Annotated in this window: 24 protein-coding genes; 13 read left to right on the top strand and 11 right to left on the bottom strand. The window is 64.5% G+C overall.

The window, feature by feature from the left end:
• The first annotated feature begins 19 nt into the window (after window positions 1-19).
• The 6 genes from ACFC4D_RS13160 (at window position 20) to ACFC4D_RS13135 (ending at window position 4,647) form a co-directional block, all read left to right on the top strand.
• Window positions 20-526, top strand: a complete 507-nt coding sequence (locus tag ACFC4D_RS13160; protein WP_376062957.1) for a hypothetical protein — start codon at window positions 20-22, stop codon at window positions 524-526.
• 358 nt (window positions 527-884) lie between these two features.
• Window positions 885-1,652, top strand: a complete 768-nt coding sequence (locus ACFC4D_RS13155; protein WP_376062956.1) for an esterase/lipase family protein — start codon at window positions 885-887, stop codon at window positions 1,650-1,652.
• Window positions 1,653-1,998: 346 nt separating this feature from the next.
• A complete protein-coding gene (locus ACFC4D_RS13150; protein WP_376062954.1) occupies window positions 1,999-2,523 on the top strand; it encodes an Ltp family lipoprotein in 525 nt (174 codons plus the stop codon).
• Window positions 2,524-2,753: 230 nt separating this feature from the next.
• Window positions 2,754-3,248: a hypothetical protein gene (locus tag ACFC4D_RS13145; protein ID WP_376062953.1), complete on the top strand. Its 495-nt coding sequence runs from the start codon at window positions 2,754-2,756 to the stop codon at window positions 3,246-3,248.
• A gap of 94 nt (window positions 3,249-3,342) precedes the next feature.
• Entirely contained in the window at window positions 3,343-3,663 is a 321-nt protein-coding gene (locus tag ACFC4D_RS13140; RefSeq protein ID WP_376062952.1) for a hypothetical protein, read from the top strand.
• A gap of 96 nt (window positions 3,664-3,759) precedes the next feature.
• The gene (locus ACFC4D_RS13135) at window positions 3,760-4,647 is read left to right on the top strand and encodes a patatin-like phospholipase family protein (RefSeq protein ID WP_376062950.1); all 888 of its coding nucleotides are present in this window, start codon (window positions 3,760-3,762) and stop codon (window positions 4,645-4,647) included.
• A gap of 82 nt (window positions 4,648-4,729) precedes the next feature.
• Here ACFC4D_RS13135 and ACFC4D_RS13130 read toward each other — a convergent pair whose 3' ends face one another.
• Window positions 4,730-5,623, bottom strand: coding sequence for a helix-turn-helix transcriptional regulator (locus ACFC4D_RS13130; protein ID WP_376062948.1), 894 nt, complete (start codon window positions 5,621-5,623; stop codon window positions 4,730-4,732).
• Window positions 5,624-5,838: 215 nt separating this feature from the next.
• Here ACFC4D_RS13130 and ACFC4D_RS13125 point away from each other — a divergent pair, with 215 nt between their 5' ends.
• A complete protein-coding gene (locus ACFC4D_RS13125; RefSeq protein WP_376062947.1) occupies window positions 5,839-6,825 on the top strand; it encodes an aldo/keto reductase in 987 nt (328 codons plus the stop codon).
• Between the two features lie 47 nt (window positions 6,826-6,872).
• Here ACFC4D_RS13125 and ACFC4D_RS13120 read toward each other — a convergent pair whose 3' ends face one another.
• The 3 genes from ACFC4D_RS13120 to ACFC4D_RS13110 form a co-directional block, all read right to left on the bottom strand.
• The gene (locus ACFC4D_RS13120) at window positions 6,873-7,928 is read right to left on the bottom strand and encodes a DoxX family protein (protein WP_376062945.1); all 1,056 of its coding nucleotides are present in this window, start codon (window positions 7,926-7,928) and stop codon (window positions 6,873-6,875) included.
• Window positions 7,929-8,350: 422 nt separating this feature from the next.
• Window positions 8,351-9,088, bottom strand: a complete 738-nt coding sequence (gene aat, locus ACFC4D_RS13115; protein WP_376062944.1) for a leucyl/phenylalanyl-tRNA--protein transferase — start codon at window positions 9,086-9,088, stop codon at window positions 8,351-8,353.
• Window positions 9,089-9,120: 32 nt separating this feature from the next.
• A complete protein-coding gene (locus ACFC4D_RS13110; RefSeq protein ID WP_376062943.1) occupies window positions 9,121-9,825 on the bottom strand; it encodes a hypothetical protein in 705 nt (234 codons plus the stop codon).
• 298 nt (window positions 9,826-10,123) lie between these two features.
• On the opposite strand from ACFC4D_RS13110, the gene ACFC4D_RS13105 reads away from it, so the two are divergent.
• Window positions 10,124-11,104: a protein kinase family protein gene (locus tag ACFC4D_RS13105; RefSeq protein ID WP_376062941.1), complete on the top strand. Its 981-nt coding sequence runs from the start codon at window positions 10,124-10,126 to the stop codon at window positions 11,102-11,104.
• 5 nt (window positions 11,105-11,109) lie between these two features.
• On the opposite strand, the gene ACFC4D_RS13100 is transcribed toward ACFC4D_RS13105, so the two are convergent.
• Window positions 11,110-11,550, bottom strand: a complete 441-nt coding sequence (locus tag ACFC4D_RS13100) for a YybH family protein (protein WP_376062940.1) — start codon at window positions 11,548-11,550, stop codon at window positions 11,110-11,112.
• Between the two features lie 96 nt (window positions 11,551-11,646).
• On the opposite strand from ACFC4D_RS13100, the gene ACFC4D_RS13095 reads away from it, so the two are divergent.
• The 3 genes from ACFC4D_RS13095 (at window position 11,647) to ACFC4D_RS13085 (ending at window position 14,372) form a co-directional block, all read left to right on the top strand.
• Window positions 11,647-12,045 carry a DUF4259 domain-containing protein gene (locus tag ACFC4D_RS13095; RefSeq protein ID WP_376062939.1) on the top strand — a complete coding sequence of 133 codons (399 nt, stop codon included), beginning with the start codon at window positions 11,647-11,649 and terminating at the stop codon, window positions 12,043-12,045.
• 70 nt (window positions 12,046-12,115) lie between these two features.
• Window positions 12,116-13,045: a hypothetical protein gene (locus tag ACFC4D_RS13090; RefSeq protein ID WP_376062938.1), complete on the top strand. Its 930-nt coding sequence runs from the start codon at window positions 12,116-12,118 to the stop codon at window positions 13,043-13,045.
• A gap of 88 nt (window positions 13,046-13,133) precedes the next feature.
• Complete coding sequence (locus ACFC4D_RS13085; protein ID WP_376062937.1) at window positions 13,134-14,372, top strand: thiolase family protein; 1,239 nt, start codon at window positions 13,134-13,136, stop codon at window positions 14,370-14,372.
• A gap of 31 nt (window positions 14,373-14,403) precedes the next feature.
• On the opposite strand, the gene ACFC4D_RS13080 is transcribed toward ACFC4D_RS13085, so the two are convergent.
• A complete protein-coding gene (locus tag ACFC4D_RS13080) occupies window positions 14,404-15,210 on the bottom strand; it encodes an LLM class flavin-dependent oxidoreductase (RefSeq protein WP_376062936.1) in 807 nt (268 codons plus the stop codon).
• A gap of 66 nt (window positions 15,211-15,276) precedes the next feature.
• A complete protein-coding gene (locus ACFC4D_RS13075) occupies window positions 15,277-16,236 on the bottom strand; it encodes an oxidoreductase (protein ID WP_376062935.1) in 960 nt (319 codons plus the stop codon).
• Between the two features lie 53 nt (window positions 16,237-16,289).
• On the opposite strand from ACFC4D_RS13075, the gene ACFC4D_RS13070 reads away from it, so the two are divergent.
• Window positions 16,290-16,712, top strand: a complete 423-nt coding sequence (locus ACFC4D_RS13070) for a MerR family transcriptional regulator (protein ID WP_376062934.1) — start codon at window positions 16,290-16,292, stop codon at window positions 16,710-16,712.
• On the opposite strand, the gene ACFC4D_RS13065 is transcribed toward ACFC4D_RS13070, so the two are convergent.
• On the bottom strand, window positions 16,709-17,044 hold the full coding sequence (locus ACFC4D_RS13065) for a cupin domain-containing protein (RefSeq protein WP_376062933.1): 336 nt from the start codon (window positions 17,042-17,044) through the stop codon (window positions 16,709-16,711). The genes ACFC4D_RS13070 and ACFC4D_RS13065 overlap by 4 nt on opposite strands.
• Before the next feature lie 71 nt (window positions 17,045-17,115).
• Between ACFC4D_RS13065 and ACFC4D_RS13060 the strand changes: the two genes are divergently transcribed.
• Window positions 17,116-18,051, top strand: a complete 936-nt coding sequence (locus tag ACFC4D_RS13060) for a GlxA family transcriptional regulator (protein ID WP_376062931.1) — start codon at window positions 17,116-17,118, stop codon at window positions 18,049-18,051.
• Between the two features lie 88 nt (window positions 18,052-18,139).
• Here the strand turns inward: ACFC4D_RS13060 and ACFC4D_RS13055 are convergent, their stop codons facing one another.
• The 3 genes from ACFC4D_RS13055 to erm all read right to left on the bottom strand — a co-directional run bounded on the left by ACFC4D_RS13055 (window position 18,140) and on the right by erm (window position 20,426).
• Complete coding sequence (locus tag ACFC4D_RS13055; RefSeq protein WP_376062930.1) at window positions 18,140-18,652, bottom strand: hypothetical protein; 513 nt, start codon at window positions 18,650-18,652, stop codon at window positions 18,140-18,142.
• 232 nt (window positions 18,653-18,884) lie between these two features.
• Window positions 18,885-19,340 carry a nitroreductase family deazaflavin-dependent oxidoreductase gene (locus ACFC4D_RS13050; protein WP_376062929.1) on the bottom strand — a complete coding sequence of 152 codons (456 nt, stop codon included), beginning with the start codon at window positions 19,338-19,340 and terminating at the stop codon, window positions 18,885-18,887.
• A 276-nt stretch (window positions 19,341-19,616) separates the two neighbouring features.
• On the bottom strand, window positions 19,617-20,426 hold the full coding sequence (gene erm / locus ACFC4D_RS13045) for an ErmE/ErmH/ErmO/ErmR family 23S rRNA (adenine(2058)-N(6))-methyltransferase (RefSeq protein ID WP_376062928.1): 810 nt from the start codon (window positions 20,424-20,426) through the stop codon (window positions 19,617-19,619).
• Window positions 20,427-20,667 lie beyond the last annotated feature (241 nt).

The following is a 20,667-nucleotide window of genomic DNA, read 5'->3' as shown; positions in this document are numbered from 1 at the left end:
GTTTCAGTGGGAGTCTGCAGTGCACTACGACAACCACTGGGAGAAGCTGGACGAGGCTGCCGGCAGGCTGGTAGCTATTGTCAGTCTGCACGGCGGGAGCTGGGAACTCGAACGCCTCAACGCGGCTATAAATGAAGTGCTGGACGGGGTTTCGGTTTTCGAGCAACGCCGGGTGTTGATCATGGCGGCACTGCGGACTCCGCTGGGCAATCCCGATGCAATCCCTTGGCTGTTGGCCGCGCTTCGAAAGAACAAGGACCGCGATGAAATCCGCGATATCCGTTCGGCGGCCTGCATGCACCGCGTGGCCGCACCTGAGCAGTGGGACGAAGCATGGAGGCAGGCCACCGGCTCGGTTCCACGATGGCTCAGGAAAGAGAAGAAGAATCGATACAACCCGCTATATATGGCTGACTGGCCTCAGTTGCTGCGCGAGGGCCCAGGAGAATGGCGTCGTACACTGAGTATCTACTGGATCCAGTACCGTCACCGTTGGAGTAACGGTGATCGCTCACCTTGGTGGTGAGATCACCGGTATCAGCCCGCGATCATTCCAATTCCTTTGTCTGAGGTGTAAGCCGAATCTGGCTCGCTCTCATCCGAGCGGGCCAAACCGCCCGCCATGGCATACTTCGCCGCCCCAGCGGACCGCACCGACATCGGTCAGGCAACCTCGCCGAGCACTCGCGGCGGGTGGCCCCAACTTCCCAGCGGCCCGCGCCCCAACCTTCGAATGATCCTTGGGTTCATACACATCAGCATCCGGCGACCTACTCCTGCAGCTGTCGAAATGCCAGTGTCGCTGTATCGTCCTGTCCCGGTGCGGGATTCGCACTCGGTCGGGGGTCGATCACGAAGTTGATGCCGAAGGGGCTGTCGAAAAGATGAGAATCGCCGCGAAGTTCATGACTGCGCTGGTCAGCGCGGGCACAGTCGCAATCATGGCGGCGGGACCCGTAGCCGCCGCTCCGGACACCGGTTCCGGGTCGGCGGTTGTGCCCGCGGGCACGACGATCGAGCCGCCCATCGATTGCACGCCGGACTCTGCGCACCCCCGGCCAGTCGTGGTGCTGCCGGGCGGGGACGGAACCACTGCCGAGACCACGACTCAATGGAACACACTGTTGAGCACCGTGCGCGCAGCCGGGCACTGCGCGTTCCTGTTCCAGGGAGGGGTCATCAACGGCAGCCGCTGGACCGGCGATATTCCCAGCGCCGCACAGCAAGTCGCGGACTTTGTGACCAAGGTGCGCCAGACCACCGGCGCCGATCAGGTCGACATCATCGCGCATTCGGCCGGAACGATCGTCGCCAACTACTTCCTCAAAGTCCTCGACGGTGCCCCCGTCGTCGCGCATGCGGTGTTTCTCACCCCCGACAAGGCCAACCTCGTCCAGATGTTGCCGTCCTCGCCGGTGTACCAGGCCGTCTTCAACGGCCCCATCACCCAGCCCGGCGTCCGTTACTCGGTGCTGTCCACCCGCAACGACGAACTCGCGACACCAGCGACCGTGTGCACGAATCTCACCGAACCGGGCGTGAACATGAACTTCTACGAGGACCTGTTCCCAGGCACCACCCCAGTCGGGCACTCCAGCCTGCGATCAAGCTCCGACACCGCGAATTGGGTAGCACAGCAACTCCAGCCCTAACACCTTCTGACAACCGCCAGCGCCCAATCGACGACCGCGGGTACGAGATGAACACACACCGAACTGGTCCCCGCTCAGTTCATCACCCTCGTCGGGCGGCACCGAGGGGCCTGTGGTCGTCGTACTCACCGAGCATGCCAGGCAACCAGATACCTTCCGCACCTACGGGTTTGAGAACGGCGCATGCCGCGCGGTCTCGTAGGTGCTCAGGGGACATCAACGGCCATCGCACCGACATCCCGTGCCTAACTGGCACTCACCGCACCTATCCGGCTAACAACACTCTGACGTCAGCAGATGGGACGGCTGCATGATGCTCCACCCATCACCTGACGAATGGACACTCGTGAACACACCGACCCACGTCGAGCCGCTCCCCACCCTGCTGCCCAGCTACCTGTCGGCCGCGGACGCGCCGAAGAAGCAGAAGAAATGGGTGTGGCTGATCGGCGCCCCGGTACTGGCTCTCGCTCTGGCGGCACCCGCCTGGAACAGCGCTGCGGCCGCGGCGGACATCGCTCAGTCGGATATCGCGGCGCCGGTATCGACACTCGCGGTCCAATTCTCCCCGGCCAAGCAGGACATCACCTCCAGCCAGCGCAACGCCATTCGGTCTGCCAAGCAGTACCTCGACTACTCCGCCTTCTCCCGCAGCGGTCTGATCCACCAACTCGAGTACGAACACTTCTCCACCGCAGACGCTACGTTCGCAGTCGACAGCCTGGATGTGGACTGGAACAAGCAGGCGGCAAAGTGCGCCAAGCAGTACCTCGATTACACCTCGTTCTCTCGGTCCGGACTGATCGATCAGCTGGTGTACGACGGCTTTACGCGCGCCCAGGCCGAGTACGGAGCCAATGCCTCCTACTGACAACCTTTTTGGGTGGTAGACCCCGTTGACGAGAAGCGAGCACTGCGGCGCGCGGCCGGTCGCAGTGCTCGCACAGCCGCAGCGCGTGCGGTCAGATCGACTGCGGCGCAGAAAGATCCGCTAGTCCTGATGATCAGGCCGCTGCGGTCGGCGAATCGGTCGAAAATCCAGCTGCGTCTGCTGATTCTGGGCGATAGCCTGAGCGCTTGGTTCTGCGGGAGGGTAGGGATTTGGCGCATATCTGGGTAATTGTGTGTTTGCCGCCGGATGCGATCGATGACGTTCAGGCCGCGCTCACTCGAGCGCTCGCGCCATTCGAGATGTACGAACAGCCCGCTGAGCGATCGATGTGGGATTCATGGCGTATTCGGGCTGGCGGCAAGGAAGGCAGGTTCGATGTACGACCGGGGTGTGAGGACGATCCTCGGCTGATCTACGACTCCCCCGACAACGCCGGCTTCAGGTTTCCGCACATCCGACGCGAATGCGCGGGCGGCCCAAAGGCATTGCTGAACATCCCGGTTGACACTCTCCGATGGACCGATGTGCTCACTCTCGACGGTTGGTGGGTGGAGCCGAGGGGTGTCTGGGCGCATGAGGACTGGGACGAACACACGTCCTACGAAGACGAGCCCGACTGCCCGGTGCCGCCCGGCGGCAACGAGAATTACCTGGCGGGATTGCCCGAAGACACAGTACTTGTCCGGGTCTATTGCCATGGCTGACAAAGCACTGTTCCGCCGCTCATCGACATGGCCATGATGGCCGACTCGGCATGTCGATTGCGGGACCTCGCGATCCTCACCGGATACTCGGTATGTGACTGATCGTGGCCGGGAGGGACCAAGCCGCAGTGCACTTCTCGCCTCGGTCAATCGTGCCTTGTGGGGTGAGGTTTCGACTGCGGTCCGGGCGGTGTTCTACAAGGTTGAGGACGATTGCATCCTGATTCGGTTCGTCGTGGATGGACCCATCACCGCAGGCGATCGAGAGTCGGCGAGTTGTGTGGGTGGTGAGGTCGTCGCCGACTTCCCCGGGCTTGGGGTCGAGGAGCTCATCGACCGGGTGGACGCACCCGCGAGGGTTGTGGTGCAATCCGGATGGGAAGTGGCGTTTATCCGCAAGGAATCGCAGGACTGACCGGTGCCTTCGGATCGCACGGTATTGCCGTGATGACCCACCGGTCAGCGGAATCTGTTGACTTGCAACGCTGTTCAGCGTGGCTAGGATGGCCGCATGGTGGGGAATATTGATGATCGAACCTCGGGTGACGCCATTCGACGTTCGGTGGTACTGGGCGGCGGCAGTATTTACGGCACAGCGTGGATGGCGGGGTTGGCCACTGAGTTGCGCCGTCGCGGAATCGATTTGAGCGCGTCCGATTCGATTGTGGGCACCTCTGCGGGCGCGTCGGTCGGTGCGATGCTGGTCACCGGCCGCGATCTCGACTCGCTCGCCGAAAGCCCCTTTCTCGACGGCGTGACAGTGTCGTACCCACCCCGCAAGCCTGAGCTGACGGCCGCGGTGTTTTCCGTACTGTTCGACCGGAATGCGGATCGAGATGTCGCGCGACGCAAGGTCGGACAGTTGGTGATGGCCGAGGAACCGGCCGAGCCCGAACTGATCGAGCAGGCGACATGGTTTATCGGCGGCGACGCCTGGCCGGATGGACGACTGCAGGTCGTCGTTGTCGATGCCGAGAGCGGGCAGCGCCGAATCTGGAACAGTGACAGCGGTATTGCGCTGACGACGGCCACCGTCGCAAGCCGCGCCTTCCCCGGAACCTTCCCTCCGGTCGTTGTGGACAACCGCTATTACATCGATGGCGGGGTGTGGTCGGCCACCAACGCCGATATCGCCGCGGACGCGGATGTTGTCCTGGTCATCGAGCCACTGGCATATCAGTGGCCGCGTGAACCGCTTCGTGCCGAACTCGCCGGGACCGCGGCCGATGCCGTCGTGCATTTCGTTCCGGATGCCGCCACCGTCGAGGTATTCAAAGCGTCCGCGACCAATCCCGACGTATTCGCCTGTTGGCCTGAGGCTTTCCGAGCGGGCATTCGCCAGGCAGAGGCGCTGGCCGAGCAGCTGGCGCAGTCGGCCTGGGTGTCGCGCACGAGCTGACGTAGCTGCATGGTGAAGAGCTGAGGAGACCGTTGAGCCCATCTGGGCGGAGTGCTCCAGGTTTTCGCGATCGAGGCGGCGGTCAGTCGATGAGCGTGTGAACCTCGGTTGCCGGCCTCTCCTGGCTGGCCGCCCACGATGCCAGTACCGCCAGACCATCTGCGGTCGATGAGCCGGCGGGCGCGGTGTAGATATTCAGGAGCAGGCCGGGTTCGGCGGGGAGCTCCATCGACTCGACGTCCAGGTCGAGCTGGCCTACTGCCGGATGATGCATTCGCTTGCGGCCGGATCGGTGGAGGCGAACGTCCCGCGATGCCCACTGCCGACGGAATAGTTCACTGCGCGTTGACAATTCACCGATGAGTGCAATCAGCTCCGCATCGTGCGGGTTGCGACCGGCTTCCATGCGGAGTTTTGCGGCCACATCGCGGGCGATTCGGTCGTAGTCGACGAAGAACGTTTGTGCCGCTTCGGGATTCAGGTATACGAACCGTGCGACGTTCGCCGGGCGGCGTGTGTCGGCCAGCACCGGTGAAAACAGCGCGCGGGCAAGCGGATTCACGGCGAGTACGTCGTAGCGGCCGTTGCAGATCCAGGCGGGCGCCGCCGTGATGGCGTCGAGCACCTGGTGCAGCGCCGGACGCACTGTCACGGCGGGCCTGCGGCGGCGCGGACCGGTGGAGGTCTTGGACTGCCGTGCAAGGTGGAATAGGTGATCGCGCTCGGCCTCGTCGAGTTGCAAGGCACAGGACAAAGCGTCCAGCACTCCATCGGAGGCACCGGTGAGGCTGCCGCGCTCCATCCGCACGTAGTAGTCGACCGATATCCCGGCCAGTAGAGCGACCTCTTCGCGACGCAGACCTTCGACCCTTCGATTACCGCCGAAGGCGGGCAGCCCGGCCCTCTCGGGCGCAATCCGGGCGCGACGTGAGCTCAGGAATTCCTTGATCTCGGTGCGCAAGTCGATCGTGGTCATCTCTTCACCGTAGGCGCTGCGCGCACGCCGAGGGAGGTTCTGCCGGTGCCCCCGAGAGGTTCGAGACCTGAGTGGCGCTCGGACAAGGGGGTAATGACCGTACCTGTATGAGCGGGCCCTCCCCACCCATGCAAGGCGGTCATAACGTGCTGTTACCGGCCCGCCATACAGCGGAGCCATAGCCGGGACAACCTCAACCGAAGGAGCATTCTCCAGTGCAGACACGCAAACTCGGACAGCACCTCGAAGTCTCAGCCCTGGGCCTCGGCTGTATGGGCATGAGCTTTTTCTACGGGACGACCCCGGACCCGGCCGAGATGACGAAGCTGCTGCGGACCGCAGTCGAGCACGGTGTGACGTTCTTCGACACCGCGGAAGTCTATGGTCCATTCACCAATGAAGAGCTGGTCGGTCAGGCGCTGGCGCCGGTTCGCGACCAGGTGGTGATCGCCACCAAATTCGGCCTGGCGCACGGAGAGCACGGCCCGACCCCGACCTCGGGGCTCGATAGCCGACCCGAGCAGATCCGTCGAGTGACCGAGGCCTCGCTCCAGCGTCTGCGAACCGATCGCATCGACCTGCTCTACCAACACCGTGTCGATCCCGACGTACCCATCGAAGACGTCGCGGGCACAGTCAAGGAACTGATCGCCGAAGGCAAGGTCAAGCATTTCGGTCTATCGGAGGCCGGTGCGACGACAATCAGCCGCGCCCACGCTGTGCAGCCCGTGACCGCGCTGCAAAGTGAATACTCGCTCTGGACGCGAGACCTCGAAGCCGAGATCATTCCGACCTTGGCGAAGCTGGGTATCGGCCTGGTGCCGTTCAGCCCGTTGGGCAAGGGCTATCTGACCGGCACGATCGATTCCCGTACATCGCTGGCCGACAACGACTTACGCCGCATGCTGCCGCGCTTCACTGTAGAAGCACGGCTCGCCAATCAAACGCTGATCGACGTGCTGCGCCAGATCGCCGACGACAAGGAAGCCACACCGGCTCAGATCGCTCTCGCCTGGGTGCTGGCGCAGCAGCCATGGTTCGTGCCGATCCCCGGCACGACCAAACCGCATCGCCTCCGGGAAAATCTGGGAGCGGTCGACGTCGAATTGACGCCCCACGACCTGCAAAGCATCGAGGCCGCCGCGAACCATGTCCACGGTGAGCGCGTTCCCGAACAGTTGAAGTCGCTGCTCGGCCGCTGAACCAGGCCGCTGCCCGAAATCGGGCACGGCGATAATGTAGTCCTTGTTCACCTCACTGACAGTCCCGAGGGTGCGGGGCATGCCGGTCGGCCGGAAACGCAACTGTTGTTGGGGAATTCGCTGATCCAGTGGAATCCGCTCTGTCGCAGAGTAAAACGGGCCAGGTCGTAGCGGGTCAGTTCCACAGTGACCGGATGTCCATCTACATCACCGGTGAGTCGCAGTTGATTCGGCGTGGGACGGTCGACGGTGAGGTTCGCCCACGGGGCGGTGGAGTCAGGATCGTTTCGGGGGCGCCGTAGGAGTTGGTGTGCGTTGGGGCTGATTTCGGCACGCATGGGCAGGAATCGATCATTCATCGATTGGACGTCTGCGGTGGCGCGCCGGTCGAATATCACTCGACGCCAGCGGATTTCATCGTCGAGGAGGGCCGGTAGGAGTTGTCCGTCGCGGGTGAAGGAAGCGACCTCCCAGATCCCGTACAACTCCGATCTGGACTCGCGCTGCTGCAAGGACAGCACGCCGGTGACCGCGCCCGCCACCATCAGCCAAATCAGCAGTCCCACTTGGATACCCGCCATGGCTCGCCGTTGGCGGGTGGTCCGGAAGGGCTGCGGTGCGGTCGAAGGTCCGACGGCATTGCCCAGCAGCACGGTCACGATTCGGCGCGCTTCGGGGGCCACCAGAACCAGCGCCATGAGCAATATATGGAACGACAGGATCTTCACCGGCACGTCGTACGTCATGTTCAGGATCCACACCTGCGCGGCACTGACCACGGTCAGCAGCGCACCGGCCACGGCTGTGCGCGGCACCAGAAGCAGTACACCGCAGAGTATTTCCGCGATTCCGAGCAGGATCTCGTACACCGGGGATATCCCGACCTGGCTCCACAGCACACTCATCGGGGTGAGATCACCGAACGGCTCGAGCAACCGGGTCAGTGATGGGGAGGGCATTTGGAGCGGGAAGGCTTTGACGAAGCCGTAACTCAGCATAGTCACCGCGAGGCATACCCGCACGAATACAAGCAACCAGCCTGCGGCCCTGCGGTATTCGACGCGCCTGCGGTCCAGGATGCTCCACACCAGCGTCACAGTCACCGCCGTCACGAGAATGCAGAACAGCAGCACCCAATCGTAGCCGTATCCCCGCTACCTGAATCTCGTTGTGCGACAGCCATTCCGAAAACCGCACGCCCGGTCCATTCGACCACCGGCCGCGGCCATTCCTGGACGATCGGCCGCACCAGCGCCCCCAGGCCCGGAAATTCCAGAATGACCTGGGTCAGGAGTGCGAACAGGCCGAAATAGACCAGTGCGAACCGGATCAGAATTCTGGTGATAGGCCGCCAGCGTTCGACTTCCGGTCGCTCCGATGCCTGGGCATCGAGTCCCGGCTCGACGGTTCGAACGCTCATTCACAATCCGTTTCATCACAGGGGCGCGATAACGGCGACCCTATGAAGGCGGACCATGTTCGGTGCTTACAAGATTCTTAAATCGGAAGCCGGATACGAAGACCCTCACGCCGGTACATGGTTGGCGGAGTTGGGGACTGGGATATCGAACTGCCAGGGGCCGGGTAGGGCGGGACGGGCGGCAGCCTCGGCGTGTAGGCGCAGATAGTCCGCACGGGGCACATCGATCGCACCGAGGGAGCCGAGGTGGCTGGTGGTGACCTGGCAGTCGATCAGAGCGAATTCCCAGGCGGTCAGTTGGGCGCAGAGCCAATACAGCGCGACCTTGGAGGTGTCACGGGCACGGGAGAACATCGACTCGCCGGCGAATGAGCGCCCGCGTGCGACACCGTAGAGTCCGCCGACCAGATCACCGTCGCGCCACACCTCGACCGAGTGGACATGGCCGAGCTGATGCAGCTCCAGGTAAGCCGCCTGCATATCGGAGCCGATCCAGGTTCCGGCCTCTTTGGCACGCGGTCCGGCACAATTCGACATCACATCGGCGAATGCGCGATCCATCGTCACCGCGTAATCGGCGGCCGCGACGGACTTCCGGAAGGACTTACTCACCCGCAAATCGGTCGGAATCAGAATGCTTCGCGGGTCCGGGCAGTACCAGTGGATCGTTTCACCGGGGTTGTACCAGGGAAAGATGCCCGCGGAATAGGCGTCCAGCAGCCGCTTGGGCGACAGGTCACCGCCGAAAGCGATCAATCCGGACGGGTCCGCGAGCTCGACAGGCGGGAACGGCTGGTCCGGATCGGCCAGATACATCCGCATCAGGTCGGTAGCGTCGGTCACCGGGCAGACATTACCGATCCGGGAGGACAAACTCAGGCTGTGACGACGGGTACGAGGTATGGGTTGTTCCCGGCATGGGCGGTGGCGACGAAGGAATCCCACTGGGCCACAGCGGATTCCGGATCACGAGGGGCGCTCGGATTATCGAACCAGGCGCGAGGCACCGCAGCCTCGCCGCTGTAATCGAAGCGCAGGGCACGCCGGTCGAAATCGGGTGCGCAGGGATCGGTGACCGCCAGCGCGTGGAGCGCCACCTCCAGCCAGTCCTCGAATCCGCTGTCCGCGGGCAGCACATGCGAGGCGAGCACCGCGCATAAGCCTGACTTGGTACTCAACTGCGGCTTGCCTTTCCGGAACATCAATTCCAGGATCTCCAGACGCATCAACACTTCCTGCAACGGGCCCGCAGGGTTGCCGCGCACACCGAGGTCATCACGCACACTCTCGAGCCCCAAATCGCGTACCTCGGACACCGACACCTGCAACACCCAGGCAGCCTCGAGTCGCTCGAGCGCGTCCCGCACATCGATCCAGCCGGACAGCCGCCACACCACCCATTCCAGACTGGCCAGCGCGAGAGCCAGTCTGCCTTTGTAACTGATCTTCGCCAGCGCGGTCCCCAGATGTGCTGGTACACCGTCGAAGTCGTCGAGGCGCATCGAGATCTGATTGGTCCACGGGAAGGTGAGCGGAGCTTGAGTAATGGCGGCGGGAATATGGGCGGGACGATCCAACATGCCTTGTGGTTTCCAGTTCGAAACAGCGGACAGCTCGGTGACGGCAGGGACGATTCAGCGAATCATCCACGCCGAGTGAAGGTATCAACCCCTGCCGATCCTGCCTCAGCGGTCATCCCTCGCTCCGGACGAACGGCAATCCTCGGAATTCGCAAACTAGAGTGCAGTTATGGGGACAAGCCACGATGTCCGTCGGGTACAGGACCGGACCGATCCCCGCCCATTACCTAGGCCCTCGACGCGACTTCGCACACACAGCGCTGTCTCCACGGCCCTTGCGCTGCACAGCGATGACGCGTTGCGTGAACTCGTGGATGCGGCCGCACCGCTCGGTGCCGGTATCGGCGGGAAGTCAGCGCTGCTGGATATCGCCGGAACCCCGGTCTTCGTGAAGCGTGTGCCGCTCACCGATCTCGAACGCCGACCAAAGCATGTCCGGTCCACGGCGAACCTGTTCGAGTTGCCGATGTTCCACCACTACGGCGTCGGCCTCATCGGTGGGGCGGGCTTCGGCGCGTGGCGCGAACTCGCCGTGCACACCATGACGACCGACTGGGTGCTCGCGGGCGAACATGAGGGATTTCCGCTGATGTACCACTGGCGGGTACTGCCGGACACGACACCGCTGCCGACCGAACTCGCCGATGTCGATCGCGCCGTCGCCTACTGGGACAACCGACCTCAGATACGCCATCGGATCGAGGCCCTGCGGGATTCGTCGGCGAGTATCGCGCTGTTCCTGGAGTACATCCCGCAGACCCTCCACGAGTGGCTGAACGAACAGATCGAGTCGGGTGCTGCGGCCACCGATCGAGCCTGCGCCATGGTGGAACGAGAACTGGCCGAGGGAGTTTCGTTCATGAACAGCCGCGGGCTTTTGCACCTGGACGCGCATTTCTGGAACGTCCTGACCGACGGCCGACGACTCTATTTCGCCGACTACGGCCTCGCGCTCTCCGAAGAGTTCGATCTCTCGCCGCGGGAGACGGCGTTCTTCGAGCAGAACCGGAGCTATGACCGCGGCTTCACGGCAACCTATCTGGTGAATTGGCTGCTGTACGCCCTGTACGGCCCGCAGGACCGGGAGGCACGCGCATCGATGGCGCACGACATTGCCGAGGGCAAGGAGCCGGAGGGCATCCCCGAGGGCGCCGCCGCAGTCCTCACCCGCCACGCGCCGGTCGCCGCAGCAATGTCGGTGTTCACGCGTGCGTTTCAGCAAACGAGCAGGAAGACCCCGTATCCGAATGAGGAGATCCGCCGACTACTGGACAGGTAGTGGCTTCAGGCTCGGGCGCTGCCGGCCACATTCGTATTGTGCACCGAACAGACCCACCAGCGGTCATCTCGTTCGGTGAAAACCCATGTCCCACGGTTGGTTACCGAGAAATCCGGAGTGCGCAGGGTCTGTTCGACATTGACGATCGCGTGTCCACCGGCAAGAGATCGCAGTGCCAGAATCGTGTAGTGCGACTCGGCATCCGGGCTGTTCCGCAGCGCGGCCGAGTGATAGGCGTGCAATTGATCCCAGTTCGAATAGATCGCACCCGCCGGATTGATGAAAACGACATCATCGGTGAACACACTGTCGAACGCCTCGGCATCCCTTGCCACAAGCGCGGCTTCGAGATCGCTGAACACCCTCGCGATCTCTGCTGGAGCGGAATCCTGATCGGTTGCGGCAGTCGCCGCTGTCGGGCGCTGGCCGTGGATGTCGACAGTCATCGTTCCACCGTACGACCGTCCGGATGCGGCGCACGGCGGGCAATCGAGGTGTTGATACGCTGCCTGCGCCAAAAGCGTTCGGCCGGAGAGGTTGTCATGGGTGTATGGGGTCCGGGGAATTTCGACAGCGATACCGCCGCAGACGGGCTCGGGGAGCTGACCGATCACATCATCGGCAATATCGCCGAACAATTCCAGGATCCGTCCGATGACACCACGTTGGAACCCGATGAGTGGGGCGGGGACATGGTGCCCGCATGGCTCGAAATCCTTGTCCAGCTGGTCGAACCCGCGCGGGTTGGTGCGAACATTCCGTCGGTGGCGGTGCTCAGCGAATGGCGTGAGCGGTATTTGCGGGTGTGGGACGGGTATATCGACGAGCTCGGCCCCAGTGAGGAGTTCAAGGCCCAGCGTCGCGCGGTACTCACCGGGACATTCGACAAAGCCATAGCTTTGGCCGCGATTCGGGAGCAAGAGTTGGCGGAAGAGCTGTAGCGCGCACATCGATTGCCGCGCACGAGGCCCGTGTGCGTGAAATGTCGTGCGCACCAACTACTATGCGGCCGTGATCGACTTCGAAGCTTTGGCCGCTGACGGTTCCTGGCAGCTCACCTGGTCTGGTAACCGGTTGCAGGAGGCCGTATTCCGGCTATCGCCGCACACCACCGCTGTGCGCGGCGCGCTGGTGGAGCAGCTCGGCTCGGATGCGAGCGACCCGGAGCAGTGGGAGGCCGTGCTGATCGAGGCCCTGCTCACCGACCCCGCCTCGGCCTCGCTGCGCCGACTCGAGTTGCACCTGACCGACTTTCACTACTCTGCGCGCCGGGCCGCGTGGGCACTTGCCGGGCTCCGCCGCGAACAGCTGACCGCCCTGTACTTCGGCCACGACTTCGAGGACCTGTTCGAGCCCGCCATCACCTCCACCAGTGGCCGGATCGATCCGCTGGAGTGGTTGCACGAGGGATTCGTGGATGACATCGCGAGCAACCTGTGGGCCGCGGTGCCCGCATTGCGCGAACTCACCATCGAAGGTGGCCTGCTCTTCGACGATATCGACGGTGACGCATTGCCCGAGCTGACCGAATTGCGTGTGCGCGGTGCGGTTTTCGCCGACGGCGCGGTCTTCCCGGCCAAGCTGCCGAGCCTTCGGACATTGACACTGGAGATCGGTCCCGATGTCTTCGGCACCGTCTGTCCCGGTGAGCAATTGGGCAGCCTGGATCCGGCCGGGTTCCCCGCACTGCGCCATCTCGACCTGGGTGCCGCGGAGTTCGACACCGACGACTACGACACCCTCGTGACGCTGGCCGAGTCCCCGCTGCTGCCTCAGCTCGAATCGTTGACATTGCGCAGCGTGTACATCCACGAGCACGACATCGAGGGCGACCGGCCCACCGCGCTCGCGGCATTGGCCCCGGCCTTCGCCCACCTGAGGCTCGAGGTCACCGATGGCGCCGATGCGGACGTGGCCGCGATCCTCGGCATCGAAGACTGACCGCACCGCGCGTCCGCGGAACTGGCAAGATCGATAGCGCCAAGATCGATCCTGGCGGACACGCAGGACCCTGTCGAAGGAGATCGTGATGACGGATGCGTTCGTGCTCGGTGGAGTCAGGACCCCGTTCGCCAAATACGGGGGTTCGCTCTCGCATATTCGGGCCGATGACCTGCTCGGGATGACTATGAAGGGCGCGTGCGAGCGCGTCGGCCTGGGACTCGATCAGATCGAGGACATTGTCGCGGGATGCGTGAATCCGGCCCACGAGGGCATGGGCGATGTCGCGCGGTGGGCGGCACTGGCGGCGGGCTTCCCGGACACTGTCGCGGGTGCGACGATCAACCGGTTCTGCGGATCGTCATTGAGCGCGACGGTCAATATCGCGCATGCGATCAAGGCCGGAGACCTGGGCGTCGGGATCGCCTGCGGTGTCGAGTCAATGTCGCGGTCGGGTTGGGCGTACATGAAGGGCGACACTCCGTTCGGGCCGCGCGGGCCGGTCATCCTGCTCGACACCATGTGGGCGGGCGCGGGCGGTCCGGCCAATCCGGTGCTGCTGGCGCGCAATGCCTACATCGGAATGATCGAGACGGCCCAGAACGTGGCCAACCGCTACGGGCTGACCCGCGAGGAAATCGACGCGTTCGCGCTCCGCACGCAGCGAAATGCCAAGGCGGCCAGGGATTCCGGACGGCTGGCCAAGGAGATCATGCCGGTCGAGATTCCGGGAACCCGCAAGACGCCCGCGCGGCTGTTCGAACACGATGAGTTCATCCGGGACGACACCACGGCCGAACGCCTCGCCGCGCTGCCCCCGCAGCCGGGGACGACGCAGATGACCGCCGGGAACTCGACGCCGCTGACCGATGGGGCCAGTGCGCTGGTGCTGGCCTCGGGCGAACGGGCCGCTGAGCTCGGTGTCGAACCGCTGGCACGGGTGGTGTCGTCCGCGGTGTACGGGATCGACCCGCTCTACATGGGTCTGGCTCCGGCGTGGGCACTGCCCTTGGCGCTCAAACGAGCCGGACTGACACCCGAGCAGATCGACATCTGGGAAGTGCACGAGGCGTTCAGCGCTCAAGCGCTCGGCGTACTGCGGGAACTGCCGAATCAGCTGGGCGGCTTCGTCATTCCCGATGAGAAGCTCACACCGAACGGCGGTGCGGTGGCGATCGGTCACCCGTTCGGCGCCACCGGCGCGCGCTACGTCCTGACCCTGGCCACCGAACTGCGCGAACGCAATGCGCGGTACGGGGCGATCGGGGTCTGCATCGGCTCGGGCCAGGGCGTCGCCATCGTCCTGGAAAACCCTGCTGCCGCATGAGAACTCGATAGCGATCAGGCGGTAGTCGGGTTCACTGTCCGGCGAGTTTGGCGACAACCGGCGCGAATTGGTCGGCGACGTGCGCACCGATGACGAAGTAGGAGAAGCCGTTCTCCTCGCGCCGACGCTGAATCTCCTCGATGGCGGCCGCAGGGTCCTCCGGGAGCACGGTCATCGCGTCCGCCGCACGCCACGCGGCGGGGTCGGTGCCGGGCGGCGCCATATGCGGCGCGACCGTGTCACCGACCGCCGGCACCGCAAGGGCGAGCTCGGCATCGGAAGTAGCACGGAAATCGGCTGCGAGCCTGGCGACTTCATCGCGGGGCTGACCACCCAGTACGAAGGTGACCGTATCGGCGACCTCGGCCGCCAGCGCCCGGGCCTTGGGACCGAATACAGCCATCGCGACCGGCGTATGCAGGTCGGGGCCGTCGAGATCGCGCAGCCTGGCGACGGTCTCACGAATCTGCGCCAATCGCGCCGACGGCGACGGCACGTCGGATATTCCCTTGTCGCGCAACTCATCCTCGATACCCGGCCGCCCGGTGCCGATGCCCATTTCGAAGCGGCCTTCGGTGAGCACCGACAGCGAGTGCGATTCCCAGGCGGTCAGCCAGGGTGCGCGGAACGGGGAGGCGTACACCCAGGTGCCCACCCGCAAGTCGGTCGTGGCCGCGACGGTGGCGAGCGTGGCGGCGGGCGCCGGTTGCGTCAGCGGGAAGTCGGGCACCAGCAGCGTCGAATAGCCGTGGCCGGCGATGCGGCGCACACTGTCCCGCCAGGTCGGCAGATCGGTCATGATCGGGGCGACAACTCCGAATCGAAATGGTCTGGTCACATCGAACTCCTTCTCTCGATCAATTCAGAGGCTTGGACGATGAAACCACCCGAAACTCATCGGCGGTCAGGAAAAACTGTCGAGACCGGTGAGTTCGCTCGACAGATTCCATAGGCGGGCCGCGGATTCCGGATCGACGGCCCAACGTTTGACACCACCGATGAGCATGTCGTCGGTGGTCGCCGGATTCGCGATATCGCAGTCCTGGCAGTAGAGGCCGCTGCGGTTGTCCAATTGCGGAGAGGTGGCCGCCCACACCGCCGTTGCCGCACCCTGGGCCGGGGTTTTGAAGCCCTCGGCGTGGCGGCCCTCGGCCGTGATCCAGCCCTGCGCGAGGTGTTCGTCGTGGGAGATGTTGCGCTGCAAGGGAGTCAGGATGCTACCCGGATGAACCGCGAAGGCGTGCAAGCCGATTCCCGCGCCGAAAGTGTCGAGATGGGTGGCGAATAGTGAGTTCGCGGTCTTGGACTGGCCGTACGCGAGCCAGTGATCGTAACCGCGCGCGAAATGCGGGTCTTCCCAACGGATATCGCTGAGGAAGTGGCCCGACGAGGCCACCGACACCACTCGCGCTCCGGCGCCGGCCAGGGCAGGCCGCAGTCGGTTGATCAGCGCGAAATGTCCGAGGTGGTTGATGGCCAGGTGTGCCTCCCAGCCGGAAGGAAGATGTCGCTGCGGGTAGGCCATGACGCCCGCGTTGTTGATGACGATGTCGAGTGTCGTGCCGGCGTCCAGCAACCTCTCACTGAAGGTCCGGATGCTGTCGAGATCGGCGAGGTCGAGTTCATGGATCTCCGTTCCGGCGATGCCGCCGAGCGCGTCGCGGGCGACGTCCCGACGGCGGGCAGGCACGATCACTCGCGCGCCGGCGCGCGCGAGTGCCATCGTGGCTTCCTTGCCCAGGCCGGAATAACCGCCGGTGATCAGGATGGTCTTGCCGGTCAGGTCGATACCAGTGAGTGCGTCGTCAGCCGTGCTGTGCGCACCCAGGCCCGAGCCGATCGGGGATTGCCGTGTGAGTGTCATGCGGCCCAACCTAAAATCTAGAGTGCAATCTAGGTCAAGCTATGGGAGCGGCGATGGGTCACACGGACGGTCTGTCCATTGGCGACGTAGCGAAGGCCACGGGCCTCGGCGTACACGCATTACGGTTCTTCGAACGCGAGGAACTGTTCCTGCGCCCGATCCCCCGCACCACCGGCGGACAACGAACCTTCGACTCGGTCGATGTCGAATGGTTGTTGCTGTGCAATCGATTGCGCGGTTCCGGCATGCCCATCGCGACCTTGCGAGAGTTCGCCCAACTGGTCCGATCAGGCCCGGGCAATGAACGAGAACGCCTCGCGCTGTTGGAATCCCACGAGAAGGCGGTCCGGGAAAAGATCAGCGACCTGACCGAAAGCCTGGACATCATTCGAGGCAAGGTCGCCACCTACCGTGAGCATGTCGAGAACGGCACCGCCGCCGGAATCTGGTCGCCCGCACCGCCGGTAGTCGGCTAACCCTCGGGGTAGAAGAGGAAAAGCGTGCAGCCCGTCGAGGTCGCGGGGACGTGCCAGGTACCCGCCGGTGCGTGCAGGAAGGTACCGGCCGCGTAGTCACGGGCGCCGTCGTTGAAGGTGCCTGCGACCACGTAGACCTCTTCCGGTCCCGGCTCGTGGACGTCGCGGTGTGGCCACGAGGAGCCGGGGTCCATTTCCAGCACGTGAGCGTGCGCACCGGAAGGTCCGCTCCACAGCGAACGCAGCCGGATGCCGGGAAAGAGTTCTCGGACAGGGGATTCGGTGACGGTGGCGAAGGTGTATCCGTGTTGGTCGAGGATTTCGGAGTGCATGCGCTCCACGCTGCCCGGTAGCCGTGGAGGTGGCGAGAGTCCCGCCGGACAGCATGGGGTACTTTTCTGCCATGCATCGCGTGGTTGCCTTGGTGCGGCCGGTGCAGTCGACCTTCGAGCTCGGCTGCGCGGTCGAGGTATTCGGTACGGAACGGGCCGGGATACCGCAGCACTACGAGTTCGAGGTGTGCACCGAGACGCCCGGTCCGGTGCCGACGACAGCGGGGTACGCGATCTCGGTGACGCATGGTTTGGCGGCGCTCGAGACCGCGGACACGGTGCTCATCCCCGGCTGGTCGCCGGTGGACGCGCCGCTATCGAACGCGGTCCGCGACGCACTGCTGCGGGCGCACGCGCGCGGCGCACGACTGGTGACGATCTGCTCCGGCGTCTTCGCGCTGGCTCGCACCGGCCTGCTGGACGGCCGCTCCGCGACCACGCACTGGGCTCGCGCGCAGCAGCTCGCGCGCGAATTCCCCGATGTGCGTGTGGAATCCGGCGCGCTCTACGTGGACCACGGCGACGTCGCCACCAGCGCCGGAGCGGGCGCCGGCATCGACCTGTGCCTACACCTGGTGCGTCGCGACCACGGCGCGGCGCATGCGGCGCTGATCGCCCGGCACATGGTCATGCCGCCGCATCGGGAAGGCGACCAGACCCAGCACCCGCCGCCCGCACCTGCGGCGGACACCTTGGATGGTCTGCTCGACTGGGCGGGAGCGCGCCTGCACGACCCACTGTCGGTCGAGCAGATGGCCTCGTTTCTCAACGTCTCGCCGCGCACGCTGGCCCGGCGCTTCGCCGATCAACTGGGCACGAGCCCCGGCGGGTGGGTGCTGTCCCGGCGGGTGGCCGCCGCGCGCACTCTGCTCGAAGAGACCGAACTTCCCGTCGAGGTCATCGCGACACGGGTCGGCCTCAGCTCGGCAGTGAACCTGCGACGCCGCTTCCGCGCCCACGTCGGCACGACGCCGGGCGCATACCGTCGCGCATTCCGGTGCCCCTGAAGTGCCATGTCGGTCAACGCGATATGCGGCGAGCGCGGGTACCGACATCACTGGGCGACGATGGACGTGAGTCACCGACGCCAACCTCTCAATCGAATTCGATGTACTCGGACCAGGCTGGATCGATCCATTCACCGTGCGCGCGCTGAAATGCTAGGCGTTCACGATCGCGAGCCACCTCCGGTGCGATCGCGTTGAGCCACTCGGTCACCGAAGGCCAGCACTGCTCCACGAACTCGCCTTCAGTGATCGCCCACACCGGAGGATCGAGCGCACTCAGGTCTGCTCCACCAATCACGTCGAATTGGTAGGACTGGTGATCAACCAGGACCAGCATCCCGCCGGAGTCGGCCATCGTGTCGCCGAGCTCCCGCAACGTGGCCTGTGCCGCGCCCTTTGACCTCGCACCTACCGCGTCGACTCCGAACGAGCTTCCGCTGAGCCATCGACCGCCTCGAACTCCGATCCAGCGCAACACCTCTCGCACGGCAACGGGAACGTCCGACACACGCTGCGCGATCGCCCAACTCTCGATCTGTGCATCAGACGCCCCCACCATCGACTCACGCCGGAGCCCGTCGGCGACCACCCGCTCGATCACAGAACGAACTGACGCCGTTACATCGTGCGCGGGATCAGATCCCCCTGGCAAACCCTCGGATGTCATTGTCCTGCAATCTAACAACTCCGACACAGTCACCGAGCGAGCGGGCATCGTGACATCGCATGTGGATGGACCGGCGCGTACCCCTGCCCCTGAAGTGAGAACCACCGTTGGTGAGGAGTCCGGCGGACTCGGCGGTGACAGGTGGATACCGCACCTCGTGCTCAGGTCAGGCAAGTGTCAATCGGACCATCGGCAATGTCTCGACCGGTGCGGCGGTGGCCTGTTCGATGGTGGCGCGCAACCGATCCCACGCTACGGGATGGATCCGAGCGTAGTGGGCGAGCGCTGCGGCTGATTCCGGCTCGCTCATCGCGGTGGCGATCGCCGGGGCGCCGCGGCGCGTTCCGATCCACACCCGCACATGTGGGTCGGCGACGATATTGCGGTACCACTGCGCCTGTTTGCCGAATCCCGACACGATGACGATCTCCTGCGGCGCGGGTCGATCGACGACCTCGAGGACCACGAATCGTGCTGCGCCGCTGCGGCGTCCGATGTGTTGCAGCATCAGCATGCGCGAGCCGAAGACGAACCCCAATCCGGCACGGAACAGCGCGATCGGGGCACGCACGACCCATCGCGTGCGCAGCAGTCGGGCACCGAGTTCGGCTCCGGCGGTCACGACAGCACCGCGTCAGCGACAGACGGGCTGGTACACGCAGGGATGAGGTCAGCGGTCGACCTGTATGTATTCATCTCATCGCACATGAGCATTGCCTTTGGTCGGGAACGGTAGGCGTCTGCGTTGGTCACACCCCGAGACGAGTAGCCGCCGCACGGTGCCAGCCATTCCATTGTCCGCCGTGCTGATTCGATCGTGTCCGGATCAGCATGCGGTCGTTCTACACCGTGCGGCCGCCGCTCGTCTACGAGTTGGCGAAACCCATGCCCCTAAGCACTATCCGGTGAGCGCCGCGTGCAGCGCCAGCCACTGGTCCGGATGAACGTAGGCCACCACCGTGCCGGGGGCGATGCCTGCGGCGGACAGAGCCGAATCCGCGTGTGGGTGACGGGTTTTCAGTGATGCGCCGATCGAGCCACCGATCCCGGAGAAGCCGAGGCGGACGAGTCGCTCGAAGGAAGAGCGGTCCGCCACGAGCGGGTGTGGTCGGCGGTCGATGCGCAGGATCGCCGCGTCGACCGCCGGGATCGGACGAAATGCGCTGCGCGGCACTCGGTTATGCAGGGTCCAGGTGAACCTTGGCCAGCTCAGCACCGTGCGCAGACTCCAGCGGCCGTAGTCACCGGTCCGCTTGCGGGCGTATTCGAGTTGGGTGAGCAGTGTCGCGGAGGTGAGTGCGGGTGCGTTCAGGCACCAGTCCACGATCTCGGTGGTAGCCGAGAAAGGAATATTGCCGACCACCGCGAAGGGGGTGCGCGGGGGTCGGGCTCGCAGGAAATCACCCTGTACCACGCGGATTTCGGGATGCCTTCGGGTGCGCGCGGTGAGTTTCGCCGCCGGGAGCGGGTCGATTTCGTACGCGATCACCTCCGCGCCGTGTCCGGCCAGTGCCAGAGTCAGCGCACCCTCACCCGCACCGGGTTCGAGCACGAGTCCACACGGATTCGCCAACGCCACAAACGATTCGACGGCATGACGGTCCACCAGGAAATTCTGTGAGAGCTCACGGCGAGCCCGGTCGCGCGGGGTGCGCCCGCCGCCGGTGCCGAGCTTGCTTTGGGTACGGGAAGAAAAGCGTTGCGCCACAGCACATGCCCTTTCGGGTCCTCGAGAAATTGACGGATCTCGAAGGGCCCTGGGCGCGCCTGCCGACGCGGGTACGGATCTACCTGCGACGGCTAGCGGGCCAGAGCCCGGCTCGGGCGCACCCGCACGAAGAATTGGAAGCTGCACATGGCTGCCACCCTAGAAACCGCCGTTCGACGCGGCAAACGATTTTCGGCGCGGGGTGGACCTCGGCGATGAATCTTAACCAGGCAAGACTCTG

Source organism: Nocardia sp. NPDC056000 (assembly GCF_042269265.1).
GTDB lineage: Bacteria > Actinomycetota > Actinomycetes > Mycobacteriales > Mycobacteriaceae > Nocardia.
Note: the sequence above shows the minus strand (reverse complement) of the source record. Positions and strands in the feature narration are given on the sequence as shown.

Bases quoted from the DNA above. Each gene is read 5' to 3' on its own strand.
- ACFC4D_RS13155 (WP_376062956.1), top strand. From the start codon at position 885: ATGAGAATCGCCGCGAAGTTCATGACTGCGCTGGTCAGCGCGGGCACA.
- ACFC4D_RS13135 (WP_376062950.1), top strand. From the start codon at position 3,760: ATGGTGGGGAATATTGATGATCGAACCTCGGGTGACGCCATTCGACGT.
- ACFC4D_RS13130 (WP_376062948.1), bottom strand. From the start codon at position 5,623: ATGACCACGATCGACTTGCGCACCGAGATCAAGGAATTCCTGAGCTCA.
- ACFC4D_RS13110 (WP_376062943.1), bottom strand. From the start codon at position 9,825: ATGTTGGATCGTCCCGCCCATATTCCCGCCGCCATTACTCAAGCTCCG.
- ACFC4D_RS13100 (WP_376062940.1), bottom strand. From the start codon at position 11,550: ATGACTGTCGACATCCACGGCCAGCGCCCGACAGCGGCGACTGCCGCA.
- ACFC4D_RS13095 (WP_376062939.1), top strand. From the start codon at position 11,647: ATGGGTGTATGGGGTCCGGGGAATTTCGACAGCGATACCGCCGCAGAC.
- ACFC4D_RS13085 (WP_376062937.1), top strand. From the start codon at position 13,134: ATGACGGATGCGTTCGTGCTCGGTGGAGTCAGGACCCCGTTCGCCAAA.
- ACFC4D_RS13075 (WP_376062935.1), bottom strand. From the start codon at position 16,236: ATGACACTCACACGGCAATCCCCGATCGGCTCGGGCCTGGGTGCGCAC.
- ACFC4D_RS13070 (WP_376062934.1), top strand. From the start codon at position 16,290: ATGGGTCACACGGACGGTCTGTCCATTGGCGACGTAGCGAAGGCCACG.
- ACFC4D_RS13065 (WP_376062933.1), bottom strand. From the start codon at position 17,044: ATGCACTCCGAAATCCTCGACCAACACGGATACACCTTCGCCACCGTC.
- ACFC4D_RS13060 (WP_376062931.1), top strand. From the start codon at position 17,116: ATGCATCGCGTGGTTGCCTTGGTGCGGCCGGTGCAGTCGACCTTCGAG.